This window comes from Siminovitchia jepli (genome assembly GCF_047228825.1).
Taxonomy (GTDB): Bacteria; Bacillota; Bacilli; order Bacillales; family Bacillaceae_C; genus Siminovitchia.
The window spans coordinates 22,195-37,949 of sequence record NZ_JBFEGN010000035.1; the positions used below are offsets into that span (position 1 = coordinate 22,195).

The window sequence follows — 15,755 nt, forward strand, 5'->3', positions numbered from 1 at the left end:
GGAGAAATCCATGCAGATCAAAAAAATGTTTGATCGTAAAATTGACCGGGACATAAAAGGGGTCGTCAAAGTTGGCCAGGACTATGAAGAAAATATTCTTCTGGAACTGGAAGAGTATGTTGTAACAGATGAATTACAGAAACATATCGGCCATTTTTTTGCAGCCTATAAAAAAGGCGTTACAGAGCCGACAGATAAAATCGGCGTTTGGATATCCGGTTTTTTTGGATCGGGGAAATCCCATTTTCTAAAAATACTATCCTATTTAATAGAAAACCGGATTATTGCCGGAAAAAATGCCATTGATTATTTTGAAAATAAAATTGACGATCCGCAAATCTTTGCCGATATGAAAAAAACAGACGATATTACAACAGATGTTATCTTATTTGACATTGATGCGAAAAGTGAATCTGATTCCATGGCTGACAAAGATTCGATCGTCAAGGTGCTGAACAAGGTTTTTAATGAAATGCAGGGTTTCTGCGGTGCGATCCCATGGATTGCGGAAATCGAACGGAAAATGCACTATGACGGTACATATGAAAATTTTAAAGCAGTCTTCAAGGAAATCTCCGGAAATGAATGGGTGGATTCTCGGGAAGATTTCTATTACGAGGAAGACGCCATTATTAAGGCGTTGACACGGACCACGCAAATGAGCGAGGAAGCAGCACGTAACTGGTTTGAACGAGCCGAGCAGGAATATACCATCAGTATCGAGCGCTTCGCAAAGCGGGTGAAAGAATATATCGATTCAAAAAGCAATAATCACCATGTGGCCTTTCTGATTGATGAAGTAGGACAATATATCGGCGACAACTCAAACGACATGTTAAATCTGCAGACAATCGTACATGAATTTGGCCGTCAATGCAAAGGAAAAGCGTGGATTGCCGTTACAAGCCAGGAAGACATCGATTCGGTGCTTTCAGTAAAAGGTAACGACTTTTCAAAAATCCAGGGGCGCTTTGATACAAAGTTGAGCCTGTCCAGTGCTTTTGTTGATGAAGTGATTAAAAAACGGATTCTGACAAAAAACGAACCCGGGAAACAGGCGCTGGAAGAAGTATATCGCAAAAACAGCTCTATTTTACATAATCTATTAACGTTTACCGATAACAGTGCAGAGATGAAAAAATATGCGGACGAACAGGATTTCATCGATGTGTATCCGTTTGTACCGTACCAATTCAATTTATTGCAAAAAGTGTTTACAGGCGTCCGGATCCATGGCGCATCAGGAAAGCACTTGGCGGAAGGGGAACGTTCTCTTTTAAGTGCGTTTCAAGAGTCGGCTATCCGCTTTTCCGATCGGGAGGAAGGGGTGCTTGTCCCTTTTTCGGCATTCTATGAAACTATTGAAGCATTCCTTGATTCCAGTATTCGGACTGTTATCATTCAGGCAGGGAAAAATGAAAAGCTTGAATCCTTTGATGTTGAAATTCTGAAATTACTGTTCCTGATAAAATATGTAAAAGAACTGCCCGCCAACCTGGAAAATATCGCCACTTTGATGGTCGATGACATCGAAGCCGACAAGTTGGATTTAAAGAAAAAAATTGAGAAATCTTTAACGCGGCTTATCGGGCAGACGCTCATACAAAAAAACGGGGATGATTATATTTTCCTCACAAACGATGAGCAGGATGTAAATCGCGAAATCAAAAACATGCATGTGGAAATGTCAGAAGTCATTCAAAAGATCGGAGAAGAAATCTTTGAAGGCATCTACCGGGATAAAAAGTTCCGTTATTCGCCAAAGCATCATTTTGCTTTCAACGCCTTCATTGATGACAGGCCGATTGGCACACAGGCACATGATATCGGCATCCGTATATTAACGCCTTATGCAGATGCTGCAATGGAATACAGTACATCTGAATTGAAAATGATGTCCATGAGGGAAAACAACGTCATTTTCAAGCTGCCGCAGGATGCATCATATTTGGAGGAAATGGAAGAAGTTTTAAAAATACAAGCTTATTTAAGAATCAAGAGCGGAACATCGGTCTCGCAGGCAATAGAGGATATTAAAAGTCGAAAAACGCGGGAAGTCACCGAGCGAAGCGAACGGATTACGACGCTTCTGACAGAGGCGTTAAGTTCGGCTGAAGTGTTTGTGAGTTCCCAACAGTTGGAGATTAACAGAAAGAACCCTACTGACCGGATCAATGAGGCGTTTCGGATGTTAATTAAGTCACTTTATAACAAGCTCGATTATGTCACGGAGTTTGTTGGCTCGCCGAGAGAGCTCCAGGATCTGGCCGTTTCATCGACGCAATTGTCCATGGATCATAATGGTGGGCGAAACCATCATGCCATAAGAGAAGTCGACAACTATGTGGACCGCCTGACAACTCGCAATCAGCCCATGACCGTCAAGAGCATCACCACGTACTTTGCAAAACAGCCTTATGGATGGCTTGATTTTGATACGACTGCGATTCTGTTGGAACTGTTTAAAGCCCAAGAAGTGAAATTTTTACTAAACAGTTCCGAGCTTCAATTAACAGATCCCCAATTGATCCAATATTTGACAAAGCGGGATTATGTAGATCGGGTCATTGTAAAGAAGCGGGAACGGATACCGCAGCTGCTGATCAAAAATGTCAGGGATGTATGTAAGGAAATGTTCGGTATTTCCGCACTGCCGACTGATGAGGATGGTTTGAAAGACCGATTTAATGAACTGTTGTCGCAAGAAAAAGAGAAGTTGGCAGATCTATTGGCGAACTACCGCAATAATCAATACTACCCTGGGGAAGCGGTTCTTCTGGATGGGAAGAAATTAATTGAATCTGTCCTCAATATCAATGATACGGCTACTTATTATAAAACGATCCGGGAATTGCGCCACGAATTGAAAGAGTACGCTTATGATGTAAAAGAGGTAAAAAGTTTCTTTGAGAATCAGCGTGATAAATTCGACGAAGCGAAAAAGAGGCTGACGATTTTTGAGAATAATAGGACGTATGTGACGGACAAGGGCATCCAGGAAATTGTGGAAAAGATGGACAGGATTGTCCGCAATGCCAAGCCGTATGACATGATTCAGGAATTGCCCGGTCTCTATCAGGTGTTTGATGAAGAATTTGTTGAGCTGCTTGAGGAAGAGTGCAAGCCAGTGAAGGCAGCGATCCAAAGCGACTTAAAAGCTGTGATGGCTGAACTCGCGGATGATGAAAAACTTAAGCAGAAATTTTTAGTAACGTTCCGGGCGCGGTTTCAAAGATTGGAAGAGCGGCTTTCCACCACGAATAATCTATACGAGGCAGTCGCCATGCAGGTGGAAAGCGACAGGCTGAAAGTGCGCTGTCTGGATGAACTGGAACAGGCAAGGGAGAAAGAGGCGGCAGGGGTGCCGGCAAGGGACCCGGAAGGCGGACAGAGGGGAACGGCGGCAGCAACGCCTGTACGTCCAAGAAAGACAAAGACCTTGAGCAAAAATATGGTCATCAAGGGAACGAAAACGCTCAAATCAGCGGACGATATCGATCAGTTCGTGGAAGAACTGAGATTGAAGCTCCTCGAGGAATTGGATGAGGATACAACGATTCATTTGGTGTGAGCACGTATGATAAATAAATTTATATTAAGCAGGAAAGAGTCTTTGTTATGATAAGTGCCTGTTTGGGATTGAGTATGCTTGACTGATTCGATATGTTTGGGGGGATAAAGTTGAAAGTAAGCGAACTGCGGGAAAAGATAAGAAGTTCAACGAAAGACGAGCTTCAGCAAATCATTGTGGAGATGTATAAGCAGATTCCGAAGAGAATGCGGGAAGAAAAAGAGATAGACAGGTTGATTGAGGAGCCGGAGGTTTTTAAGAAAAGCCGAAAAAGTGCAAAGCAATCAATGAAGGATCTGGACTTTCACAGTGTTGAACAGGAAACAAAGACGTTTATTGCCAATGCATGGGCCCAAAATTATTTTGCTCCCAACCGGGCGGTACCAAAGAAAGAACGTTCGAATTGGAGGTTTACAGCAAAAAGGTTGGTTGAGCAGGTAATGAGCTTTTCCAATCATCCTGTACATCAAAAAGCATGTGCTTCTCTGATGGAAGAGTTGTATCGGCTGTTTGTCTATGCATCCGGGCATTATGTGTTTGCAAGCCAAGAACCATTTGATACGTTAAAAATTCCGCAAACGGACTTCCTGGAATGGGTGGTGTTGCTAAAAAAAGAAACAGAGGATCCGGATCAGTGGATTTCCGGGTCTTTAAAGCTTGTCATTGAAGAGGACTCCAACTACTATACAACGACAAGGTCATTGCTTGGCGTTTTGTTGCGTGCGCTCAATAATGCTCCGCTGAAAGAAAGAATGGTTGCGATTGCCGAGGAGCTTCTTCATGAAAAGCGCAAGGCATTGAAACGATCGAAAAGGGACGGTATATGGAAAAATGAGCAGTATATCAACCATTTGGTACAAATGATTTTTATGACGCAGAGCGCTTTGGGGGAGTATCAGGAAGCGATTAATGTTTTTAAAAAATATTACATTGAATCTGGCCGTGAGATAAAATTATTTGTTTTGCTTCAGCTCATTATGCACCATCAAAGCACTAACTCATGGATAAATGTATATGAACATGCTGTGAAGCAGGGGATCAAGCCAAGGGAAGGCTTGCAGGAGGCTTATGAATATATTAAGCAGGAGAATGAATTTCCCGAATATATTTATGCTTATTGACTGAAAGAGAAAAAGAGGGGATATGGTTTGGATAAGGGCGCGATCAAAAGGTTTGCGGTCACTGCCAGAAAAAAATTAATGGAGGCAGTGGACCAGAAGGCGTTTGAACTGGGAGTCACAAAAGATGCGGTAAAAGAGGCGGAAGTATATCAGGACGGATTTCTGATCAATCAAAAGTTTTATAAAAAGTACGAAATCAGACAAAGGGAAAGGTTGATCCGTGAGATTGAGCAAAAGGGCTACGATCAGGTGATAGAGGAAGTGGCCTATACATGGTTCAACCGCTTTATCGCTTTACGGTTCATGGAAGTGAATGATTATTTGCCGACGGGTGTCAGGGTGTTTTCGTCGATTGAGCCGGGGAAAACGGAGCCTGATGCATTAACTGAGGTCCAGATGTTGGTGGATGAGTTGGAGCTTGATGAGCAGAAGGTCTATGAGCTGCAGGATGCCAATGACGATGAGGATTTGTTCAAATACATATTGATCAGGCAATGCAATAAATTGGGTGAAATCATGCCGATGATGTTTGAGAAGATTGAGGATTACACGGAGCTCCTCCTCCCAAACCAGCTTCTTGCGGAAACTTCCGTTATCCATGACATGGTGACGATGATTGCTGAGGAAGACTGGACAAAAGAAGTGGAAATTATTGGCTGGCTGTACCAGTATTATATTTCAGAGAAGAAGGATGAGGTCTTTGCGGCGCTGAAGAAAAACCAAAAGATCTCGAAGGAAAATATTCCGGCGGCAACGGAGCTGTTTACGCCAAGATGGATTGTGCAGTATATGGTGGACAATTCTTTGGGCCGGCTGTGGCTGGAATCGCATCCTGATGATTCGCTGCAGGCAAAGCTTCCTTATTATTTGGAGGCGGCGGAACAGCCGGAGAGTGTCAAGGGGCAATTGGAACAACTAAAGGACCCGTATTTGAAACCGGAGTCCATCAAGTTTTTCGACCCATGCATGGGATCCGGCCATATCCTTGTTTATGCATTTGAAGTGTTCTACCAATTATATAAAACTCAAGGATACAGGGAGCAGGATATTCCTAAACTAATCTTAGAGAACAATCTCTATGGTCTAGACATCGACCCCCGTGCGGCGCAACTTGCCTATTTTTCGGTCATGATGAAAGCGAGAGGCTACAACCACCGTATATTCAATTCAGCAATAAGCACTCATTTGCACTGGATTGAGGAGAGCAACCTGCTAAAAGAGCAAGATATAGAGATCTTTGCAGAAAACACCGACTTACGAAGTGACATAGAGACATTGATAGAAACATTCAAAGATGGAAAACTGCTCGGCTCCATCATCGAAGTTCCAGATATCAACCTAAAGGCATTAAAAGAGCAAGTTAAGTCGATAAAAGAAAAAGAAACAGACAACATGTTCGTCATGGACTTCAAAATCAACACACTGCCAACCATCGAGAAGCTGATCGACCAGGCCATCATACTCGCACAAAAATACGACGTCGTTGTGACCAACCCGCCGTATATGGGGCGAAAGGGCATGAACGCTGAGTTGGTAGACTATGTGAGAAAACACTATAAAAACTCAAGCGCTGACCTCTTTGCGGTCTTCATGGAAGTGGCAAGCCTTTCAGCAAAAGAAAACGGATTTATCGGAATGGTCAACCAGCATTCCTGGATGTTCCTTTCCTCCTATGAAGACTTAAGAAAATCAATGCTCCAGAATCACCAGATTTACTCAATGGTACACCTTGGAACAAGGGCCTTTCCAGAAATCGGTGGAGAAGTGGTTCAAACTACGTCGTTTGTGATGAGGAAAAATGTTGTTCAAGACTATCTTTCTACTTTTATTCGTCTTACGGATTATAATAATGCAGAGCAAAAGGTTAAACAATTTTTTAATAAAGAATTGTACTTTGAGCGGACTCAGGAAGGTTTTTCAGAAATAACAGGTTCACCGATTGCATATTGGATAACAGAATCAGTTATAAAGGTATTTGGAAAAGGAATTACGATAAAAGATGTAACCATCTCGGATGGTCAAACAAAAACAGGTAATAATGATAAGTATTTAAGATATGTTTGGGAAGTTGATAATAATTCAATAAACAAAAAATGGTTTATCCATGTTAAGGGTGGACCTTATAGAAGGTGGTCAGGGAATGTTGAATGGTTAATAGACTGGAGTAAAGAAGCCCGAGACCATTATAGAAAAGATAAAGTGGCAAGGATCATACCTGAATATCTTTGGTTTAAAGAAGGCATCTGTTGGACAATGGTAGGGACATCACCTTTAAAAGGGTTTAGATATGTCAAGGAAGGTTTTACATTTAATTTAGCAGCACCAACACTTTTCTTTAATGATCAGTCTGAGTTATTTTTTACTTTGGGCTTTCTTAATTCTAAAGCTGGAGAATACTTTGTAAACCTTAATAATGCAACAATGAATCTAAATGTTCAGGACGTAAGGAATGTACCTTTAATTATAAATGATGAAGATAAAGAGAGTGTAAATAAAATAGTACAGAAGAATATAGATATCTCCGATAAGGATTGGGATAACTATGAAGTTTCGTTACAATTTAACCAGCATCCTTTTTTGAAATATAGGGAAGATGGTGTATTACTTAAAGAATCCTTTTTACAATGGGCAAATCATGCAGAAAGTAGATTTTATCAGTTAAAGGCGAATGAGGAGGAGTTGAATCGGATTTTTATTGGGTTGTATGGGTTGGAGGATGAGTTGACGCCTGAAGTGGAAGATAAGGATGTGACGGTCCGGCGGGCGGATGCGGTCCGGGATGTGAAGTCGTTTTTTTCTTATGCTGTCGGTTTGATGTTTGGGCGTTATTCGCTGGATGAGGAAGGGCTTGTATTTGCCGGCGGCGAGTTTGATTTGGGGCGGTATGAGACTTTTGTACCTGATTCGGATAATGTGATTCCGATTGCGGATGAAATGTATTTTGAGGATGATATTGTTTCTCGGTTTGTTGATATTTTGAAAATTGTTTTTGGTAACGAACATTTGGAGGATAACCTCGATTTCATCGCGGATACGATTACAAGAAGAGCGAATGAAACATCCCGCCAGCGGATCCGGCGTTATTTTCTGAAAGAATTTTATAAAGACCATTTGCATATCTATCAAAAACGGCCAATCTATTGGCTCTTTGAAAGCGGTAAGCAGGACGGATTCAAAGCGCTCGTTTATTTGCATCGTTATGAACCGGGACTCGTTGCACGTGTGCGGACAGACTACTTGCACGCCCAGCAGCGGAAATATGAAGAAGAAATCGAGCGGATGGACATACTCCTGGAGTCTGACGTGTCCAAGCAGGAAAAAACACGAGCGAGAAAAAACAAGGAAAAACTGCAGAAACAACTGCTGGAATGCCAAAGTTACGATCAGATCATCGCCCATGTAGCCAACCAGAAACTGGACCTTAACCTGGATGACGGCGTGAAAGTGAACTATGCAAAATTCCAAAATGTCGAAATCCCGCAGGGAGAAGGCAAAAAGCCGCTGAAAGGGAACGTCTTGGCAAAGATATAACGATGATACGGGCAGGGGAACAGTCACTCCCGCCCACTTACATAAAGGATAGTGGTGTAGGATGAATCTTAAAGAAGTATATCGCGTATTGAATGATATCTATCAGAAAGAATTAACAAATGGACGCAAACGGCATATCGTTTTTTGGTATGACGAAGAAGGGGAGTTTATCGACGATGTCGATGAGCTTAAACTGGAGAATGTCCGCATCTGGAAAGTGACCGACCATAATCTATTCGCAACAAAATTTGAGCTGGAGAAAAAAGATACAAAGTCCCATTTTCTTCTTTATGCAAACATGCCAAAGCCGGTTCCCCGCGAAGACTGGCTATATGACCTTTATAAAATTGGCTATGAATTTGCCACCGACAAAATCACCGTCATCATGAGGGAACTGGGGATCAACGATGACGGATTAAGGGAGACATTTCAGTCATATAAGGAATTTTTCAATAGCAGAGCGCGTTTCCAATCATTTCAAAAGTACCAAGTGGAATGTTACACAGAAGAAACAATCGACCTAACAGTATTGGCCGTATTATGCAAAAGCCCAACCAACACACTTGACGATATTCTCAGGACACTGTTCACCAGGTACAAAGACAATGATGAATCAGCCCGGGACCGTATCCGGAAATATGGGGACGAAGAGAAGTTCTGGTGGCTTGTTGAAAAATACCACGGTTATACCTTGCCTGATCGTTCGATTCGGGAGCTTCTTATCTTCTTTATGCTCACATATCTTTCAGAACAAAACCTTGATATGAAAATCCCTGAAACATGGCAGAAATATGTGAGCCGAAGGCCTGCAAATATCATCGTATTCATGGATCAATGGATGAATCACCGCTTAGGCCGCCATGTATTTAACCTTTTGTCAAATGAAATTTCCGAAGTCGTCAGGGCAAACCATTACGCAGAGCAAATCGATATAAAAGATATAATCCATCTGGATGCTTTTTCTATCTATGACGAAAAAATCATTCGTTACTTGGCGGAACAATTAACAAGTGGCATCAACCACTTTGAACAATATTTTGACATCATTGCAGCAAGGCGAAAGCACCACTGGTACCCTGAATACCGTTATGAATACGAGGCGGTCCTGCATGCTGTCGAGCTATTGAACTATACGGAGAAATGGGATTATTTCATACCGGAACAATCAGCCGGCCGGATGTTTCAGGCTTATACAAATGAATACTACGTCATTGATACCGCCTATCGGAAATTCTATACAGCCTATGACCGGGCAGAAGAAAAAGAAAGACTTCGTCAGTTGCGTGATAAGATTGAAAATGTCTATGTAAATTACTTTTTGGAAGAACTGGCATTGAAATGGTCCGGCAGTATAGAACATAATCATGACATGGTTTGGCCGCTAGAAGGAATTACCCAACAAAAAAATTTCTACCGGGATTGGGTCCATGAATATCAGGAAAATGACGAAAGAGTATTTGTCATCATATCAGATGCATTGCGTTATGAAGCAGCCAAAGAGCTGGCGGAAGTCTTAAACAACCAGCGAAAAGCGGCGGCAGAAATCACCTCCATACAAAGTGTGCTTCCATCCTATACAGCACTTGGTATGGCTTCATTGCTTCCGTATAAACATATCGAGTACTCTGTCGACGGCAGGATATTGGTTGATGGCATTGATTCTACCGGCATAACAAACCGAAATGACATTTTGCAGAGCGTTGTTCCTGATTCCTTAGCCATTCAATATAAAGAAGTCAACAATATGAGCCGCTCAACTTTGCGGGAGACATTTCAAGGGAAAAAGGTTATCTATATTTATCATAATGTCATTGATGCCAGAGGAGATCATGCGGCAACCGAAGGCGAAGTATTCCACGCGGTGGAAGAAGCGATTGATGATATTAGTCTGCTGGTTAATCAACTCGTCAATAATCTCAGTGCATCCAATATCCTTATTACAGCCGATCATGGATTCATCTATCAGCGCGATCCTCTCCAGCGGTGCCACAAGCTTTTACGAAAACCGGAGGCTTCCAAACTGATGAGCCGGAGATTTTCAATAACTGAGCATAATGAAGCAGTTGAAGGAACATGGACGTTTCCAATGGACTATATTCTGGATCAGCCTGAGGCACGATTTGCCATCATTCCAAAAGGGGTTCACCGGTTCGCGGTTCAGGGGGCAGGGGCGAATTACGTACATGGCGGCGCCATGCTTCAAGAAATTGTCGTTCCTGTGATTACATTTAAGAATGACCGCAGCAAATCACAACGAAACATGGTAAAAAAAGTGGATGTAAAGCTGACAACTCCAATGCGGAAAATCACCAATATGATTATATATCTGGAGTTTTTCCAAATAGAAAAAGTTGAAGAGAAAAGACTTCCAAGAAGGTTAAAGTTATACTTTATAGATGATCAAGGGAATCGTGTCTCAAATGAAAACATCATTATTGCTGACAAATCCTCTTCACAGGCAGTTGAACGTACGTACAAAGAAAAATTTGTGTTTAAATCTGTGTATTATGATAAACGAAAAACATATTATCTTGTTCTTGAAGATGAAGAGGAGAAAATGGGAAATGTTTATGAACAATATTCATTCACGATTGATATTCCATTTTCACAAAAATAAGAGCTTCTAAACAACGAGATGACCGAATAAGGATTTCTTATGTCCTGCGAAATAGGTTTTGCTGGAATTACCACTGAAATGATTATTAATGTCATTTGAACTTCTTTGCAATCATCATGGAAGAAGGTCGTGATGTACCTTCTTCTTTTTGTAAATGCAGAGTAATGGATTGTTGCGCAATCAGAAGTTAGCAAATTGAAATTAGTGGGGGCTGAACAAGAGAATTATCTTGGTGAATACCCCAATTTTAACAGCTTCACAAAAAATATAAAAATACCTTTCCAACTTTAATGCGTTAAAATAAAAAATGTGTTAGTATTAAAAACAACAACGTAAGCGCTTGCTTTTACCGTTTACATTTTATGAATATGTCATTATATTAAAATAAGCAATTTTTCTCCCCAGGGAGGGATGATTTTTGGAACAACGTTTTATGTGGAAAAATAAACATATACGCGAACAAGCAGCCATCATTGACGGCAATAAAGCACCTGACTTGCTGTTAAAAAACGCTCGCTTTTTGCATTCTGTGCTTCGCCGCTGGGTGGATGGGAATATTTGGATTCATCAGGATCGCATCGTTTATGCAGGAGAGGATCTTCCGAAAAAAACAGATGCGACGGACATCGTGGATTGCTCGGGTTTAATACTCGTTCCGGGATATATTGAGCCGCACGCTCATCCATATTTGTTGTATAATCCCCAATCGTTGGCCCGGTATGCCTTGCAGACGGGCACAACTACGATGATCAACGATAATCTTTTTCTGTTTTTACATTTGAAGAAAAAGAAAGCGTTTTCATTGCTGCGAGAGCTGCGGAAGTGCCCTGTCACGATGTATTGGTGGGCACGATATGATGCCCAAACTGTCCTGAATGGGGAAGAGAGGATTTTTTCAAACAGCGATGTGAAATCATGGATTGAGCATGATCAAGTCATCCAGGGAGGGGAGCTGACAGGGTGGCCTCAACTTCTGGATGGAGACGATTTAATGCTTTACTGGATTCAGGAGACAAAGCGGATCGGCAAAAAAGTGGAAGGGCATTTTCCAGGGGCTTCTGACAAAACTTTGGCGAAAATGATGCTGTTCGGAGCGGATTGCGACCATGAATCGATGACAGGAGCGGATATTTATAAGCGCCTTATGCACGGGTTTACTGTTTCCTTAAGGCATTCGTCGATTCGTCCCGACTTGCCAGTTTTACTAAAAGAAATGAAGGAACAGGGAATCGACCAATATGATTCCATGGTGCTGACCACTGACGGATCAACCCCGTCATTTTACAAACAGGGAATGTCCGACATGATGATCCGCATAGCCATTGAGAATGAAGTGCCCGTCATTGATGCCTACAACATGGCTTCCTATAACGTGGCAAAATATTATAATCTGCAGCATTTACATGGGATGATTGCAACGGGAAGAGTGGCAAACATCAATTTCCTGGAAGATGAACAAAACCCTACCCCCATCTCTGTCCTGGCAAATGGCCAGTGGGTAAAGAAGTCTGGTGAGATGATTGCCGTTGACGAAGATATTCGTTGGGAAGAGTACGGGGTGGAGCCGTTTTCATTCGACTGGGAGCTGACGAAGGAAGATTTGCAGTGTTCGATGCCGTTTGGCATTCAAATGGTAAACAATGTGATTACAAAACCATATTCGATCGCGAGAGATGTGTCGGCCGATGAACTGCCTGCCGACAGCGATGAGTGCTTTTTCATGCTGCTGGACCGCCAGGGAAAATGGAGGATCAACACTTTGCTTAAAGGATTTGCCCGGAATATAGGCGGATTCGTTTCTTCTTTTTCAACAACCGGCGATATCATCATGATCGGTAAAAATAAAAGCGATATGATGCTTGCTTTCGAACGGATGAGAGGAATTGAGGGCGGGATCGTTCTGGCGGAAAATGGTGTCATCATCCATGAAATCCGGCTGCCTCTTCTTGGGCTCATGTCAAACAAAGATCTTTCGGCACTAATGGAAGAGGAAGAAATGTTGATCAGATTGCTCGTAGAACGGGGTCACCCTTATTCAGATCCTGTCTATACGTTATTTTTCCTATCTTCCACCCATCTTCCCTACATTCGCGTTACCCAGCGCGGCATGTATGATGTGATGAATAAAACAGTACTTTTTCCGACGTTAATGCGTTAAAATAGTGGGGAAACGAAAAATTTACACCTTTAGGGGATGGGATTTTGAAAATTAACAAATGGATCATTGTTTTTTGCGCAGCTTTTATGTTGGTTTCAGCATGCAGCAAGAAGGATTCAGATGACAAGAAGGAACAAGCGCCTAATAAAGAGGAGAAACAAGAATCGGCAGGACAATTTCCGTTGACAGGAATCGAGTCGGAACAAGCAGCGACACAACGTGCCATAGCGGTAACGATCAATAATCACCCGGCCGCCCGGCCGCAAAGCGGACTATCTCAGGCCGATATCGTTTATGAAATGCTAGCGGAAGGTTCCGTCACAAGATTTTTGGCCATTTATCAAAGTGTTAAACCGGAAAAGGTCGGTCCCGTACGAAGTGCGAGGAAATATTTTATTGATCTGGCCAAAGGGTATGACAGCTTATATATTGCACATGGCTACAGCCCTGATGCGAAAGAAAAGCTGGAGTCCGGCACCATTGATCATATTAACGGGATCCAGCATGATGGAACGTTATTTGAACGGGTGAGCTTCCGGAAAGCGCCGCATAATTCGTATATTACGTTCGACAATATCGAAAAAGGCGCAGCGGATGCCCATTATGAGATGGATGAACCCCCGGTTCCGATGGCATTTTTAAAAAAAGATGAAGTAGAAAAATTGGAAGGCGAACGCGTTTCCGGCATGACGATTTCTTACAGCAAGGATGCCGGTTTTTCATCAGAATTTGCTTATGATGCAGAACAGGAAAAATATAAACGGGCAACTGGAGGAGAGCAGACGGTTGAATATGAAACAAACGAACCGGTGCTGCTTGATAATGTCATAGTGATAGAAGCCGCCCACCATGTTGCTGATGAAAAAGGAAGAAAAGATATTGATCTTGAATCGGGAGGAAAAGCCTTCGTACTCCAGCACGGGATCAAAAAGGAAGCAGAATGGAAAAACGTGGACGGAAGAATTGTACCGTATGAACATGGGCGGCCCCTAAAGCTTGTCCCGGGAAAAACATGGATCAGTATCGTGCCCGAGATGGCAATTGTCTCTTTCGGAGAAAAGTAATGTAAGGAGAAATCACCGATGCAAATAGAGAAGTTACGTGGAAAAGCACTTGACCAACTGTTCAATGCCATCTTGTCATTAAAGGACTTGGATGAATGCTACCGTTTTTTCGATGATTTATGTACGATTAATGAAATCCAGTCGCTCTCCCAGCGCTTGGAAGTGGCAAGAATGCTGAGGGAAGGAAATACGTATCAAAAAATAGAAATGGCGACAGGAGCAAGTACAGCTACCATTTCACGCGTCAAGCGTTGCCTGAACTACGGGAATGATACATATGAAATGGTGTTGAAACGTCTGTATGATGAATAACTAAAAGAATAGTGTACTTGTTTATAGCAGGAAAAATCACCAAAGACTGTACTTGTTACTTAGGAATATTTTGATCAAAAAGTTGCCGTTTTGGTATTTGTGATAGAGGGGCCATTTTTTATACGCCGCTATAAGCTTTTCTAAAGGGGCTGTCCAGAAAATCGGTGAAAACCGATTTTCTGGACAGTCCTTTTCTTATGTGCCCCGCAGTCACACAGTCTAGGTGGTTCAAATCCAGTCAGTAACTTTACCCTTTGAAGTACTGTAGCCCCGTAGTAGAAATCCTCCCTCAAATGAGAAGGATTGACAAGGTGTCCCCTGTGAAGGGGAATCTGAAAGGTCGGCAGGTAAAGCCCTGCCGGAACAATATGTGAACGAGAGGTGGCGGAGGTGTTGGGTGACCCGCCGTAAAAACTTGGAAGCCTATGCGAAGGCATATTTTGCAGGAAAACTAGAAAAAGGGGAATGGCCTGCAGAGCGCATCGACGTGAATAGGGGAGGGATGGATAGAAAAGAATGTGTGATGACCGGGGGAAGTACTGCAGGCTCCTATCAGTGAGTGCTGTTAGGTGGGGGATGTATAGTTTGACTTCATTTGCGGGTTCTGTTGTCGGCACAAATATTTTTGTTTCTCCGGTTCACATTTTCCAAGCAACACCTGATAATAACGGTTTTGAATACGAATTTCAAATATCATCCCCGAAATGTTTCATACTCTTGCTGGCCAATCCATATTTTCCAGTTCGGTTCATAAATATCAAAAAACATAATCCCCCGTTTCATCATAAAACACTCTCCTCAACAGCCATTTGGACGATTTCCTCATCAATCTGCTTTTTCTTTAGCTGTGCCCCATACAGTAGGCAATTGACCGTCAACGTGTTGAATTTTTCTGTGTTGATTGAGATTATGCCCTTAGATGACCACTTTTTAAATATATTGTAGATAGTAAATCTAGTTAATCCGACATACTGTTAGTAGGGACGAATGAATAACAAGGAAAAGAGCTGGTTTCCTAGAAAAAACAATTAAAATACGATTTACGTCCTTAGCCTCCTCCAATTAATGTTTACCAGGGTGGAGGTGCCTCGCCAAAAAACTCGGCTGTAATGGAGTTTAAAAATTTCGTAATCATGGGGCGAGTGGTAAAAAATTATTGTCTTGATGACCTGGCCCATGTAGCACCAATTTAATATAATGCCTGTTTCAGGTAAATATTTGTCTGTTTAGCCAGATCGTCAATTCCTGCAGGAAGTTTTTATTTTAAGTTACTTGAGCAGAGCAGATAAACAATTCTCTTTCCTTTGATATGAAAATAACATTTTGCTTGAACGCACTGTTTCAATTTGTCAAGTACGCGGGAAAAATTCCCATGTAAAAA

Annotated in this window: 8 protein-coding genes and 1 pseudogene; 8 read left to right on the forward strand and 1 reads right to left on the reverse strand. The window is 42.1% G+C overall.

Going from position 1 to position 15,755, the window contains the following annotated elements:
• The first annotated feature begins 10 nt into the window (after positions 1–10).
• The 8 genes from brxC (at position 11) to AB1L08_RS12570 (ending at position 14,933) form a co-directional block, all read left to right on the forward strand.
• Positions 11–3,571, forward strand: coding sequence for a BREX system P-loop protein BrxC (brxC, locus tag AB1L08_RS12535; RefSeq protein WP_413065001.1), 3,561 nt, complete (start codon positions 11–13; stop codon positions 3,569–3,571).
• A gap of 110 nt (positions 3,572–3,681) precedes the next feature.
• Positions 3,682–4,692 (forward strand): hypothetical protein, encoded by a 1,011-nt coding sequence (locus AB1L08_RS12540; RefSeq protein ID WP_413065002.1) that lies wholly within the window; start codon positions 3,682–3,684, stop codon positions 4,690–4,692.
• Positions 4,693–4,719: 27 nt separating this feature from the next.
• A complete protein-coding gene (gene pglX / locus AB1L08_RS12545) occupies positions 4,720–8,223 on the forward strand; it encodes a BREX-1 system adenine-specific DNA-methyltransferase PglX (RefSeq protein WP_413065003.1) in 3,504 nt (1,167 codons plus the stop codon).
• Positions 8,224–8,284: 61 nt separating this feature from the next.
• Entirely contained in the window at positions 8,285–10,840 is a 2,556-nt protein-coding gene (gene pglZ / locus AB1L08_RS12550) for a BREX-1 system phosphatase PglZ type A (protein WP_413065004.1), read from the forward strand.
• Positions 10,841–11,273: 433 nt separating this feature from the next.
• On the forward strand, positions 11,274–12,998 hold the full coding sequence (locus AB1L08_RS12555; protein WP_413065009.1) for an adenine deaminase C-terminal domain-containing protein: 1,725 nt from the start codon (positions 11,274–11,276) through the stop codon (positions 12,996–12,998).
• A 44-nt stretch (positions 12,999–13,042) separates the two neighbouring features.
• Positions 13,043–14,062 (forward strand): DUF3048 domain-containing protein, encoded by a 1,020-nt coding sequence (locus tag AB1L08_RS12560; protein WP_413065005.1) that lies wholly within the window; start codon positions 13,043–13,045, stop codon positions 14,060–14,062.
• An 18-nt stretch (positions 14,063–14,080) separates the two neighbouring features.
• The gene (locus AB1L08_RS12565) at positions 14,081–14,374 is read left to right on the forward strand and encodes a YerC/YecD family TrpR-related protein (RefSeq protein ID WP_413065006.1); all 294 of its coding nucleotides are present in this window, start codon (positions 14,081–14,083) and stop codon (positions 14,372–14,374) included.
• A 397-nt stretch (positions 14,375–14,771) separates the two neighbouring features.
• Positions 14,772–14,933: a hypothetical protein gene (locus AB1L08_RS12570; protein WP_413065007.1), complete on the forward strand. Its 162-nt coding sequence runs from the start codon at positions 14,772–14,774 to the stop codon at positions 14,931–14,933.
• A 223-nt stretch (positions 14,934–15,156) separates the two neighbouring features.
• On the opposite strand, the pseudogene AB1L08_RS12575 reads toward AB1L08_RS12570, so the two are convergent.
• Positions 15,157–15,258 (reverse strand): annotated as a pseudogene (locus tag AB1L08_RS12575) (AAA family ATPase); the annotation flags it as partial.
• Positions 15,259–15,755 lie beyond the last annotated feature (497 nt).

Coding starts and splice junctions, on each gene's coding strand:
- brxC (WP_413065001.1), top strand. CDS start 11: ATGCAGATCAAAAAAATGTTTGATCGTAAAATTGACCGGGACATAAAA.
- pglZ (WP_413065004.1), top strand. CDS start 8,285: ATGAATCTTAAAGAAGTATATCGCGTATTGAATGATATCTATCAGAAA.
- AB1L08_RS12555 (WP_413065009.1), top strand. CDS start 11,274: ATGTGGAAAAATAAACATATACGCGAACAAGCAGCCATCATTGACGGC.
- AB1L08_RS12565 (WP_413065006.1), top strand. CDS start 14,081: ATGCAAATAGAGAAGTTACGTGGAAAAGCACTTGACCAACTGTTCAAT.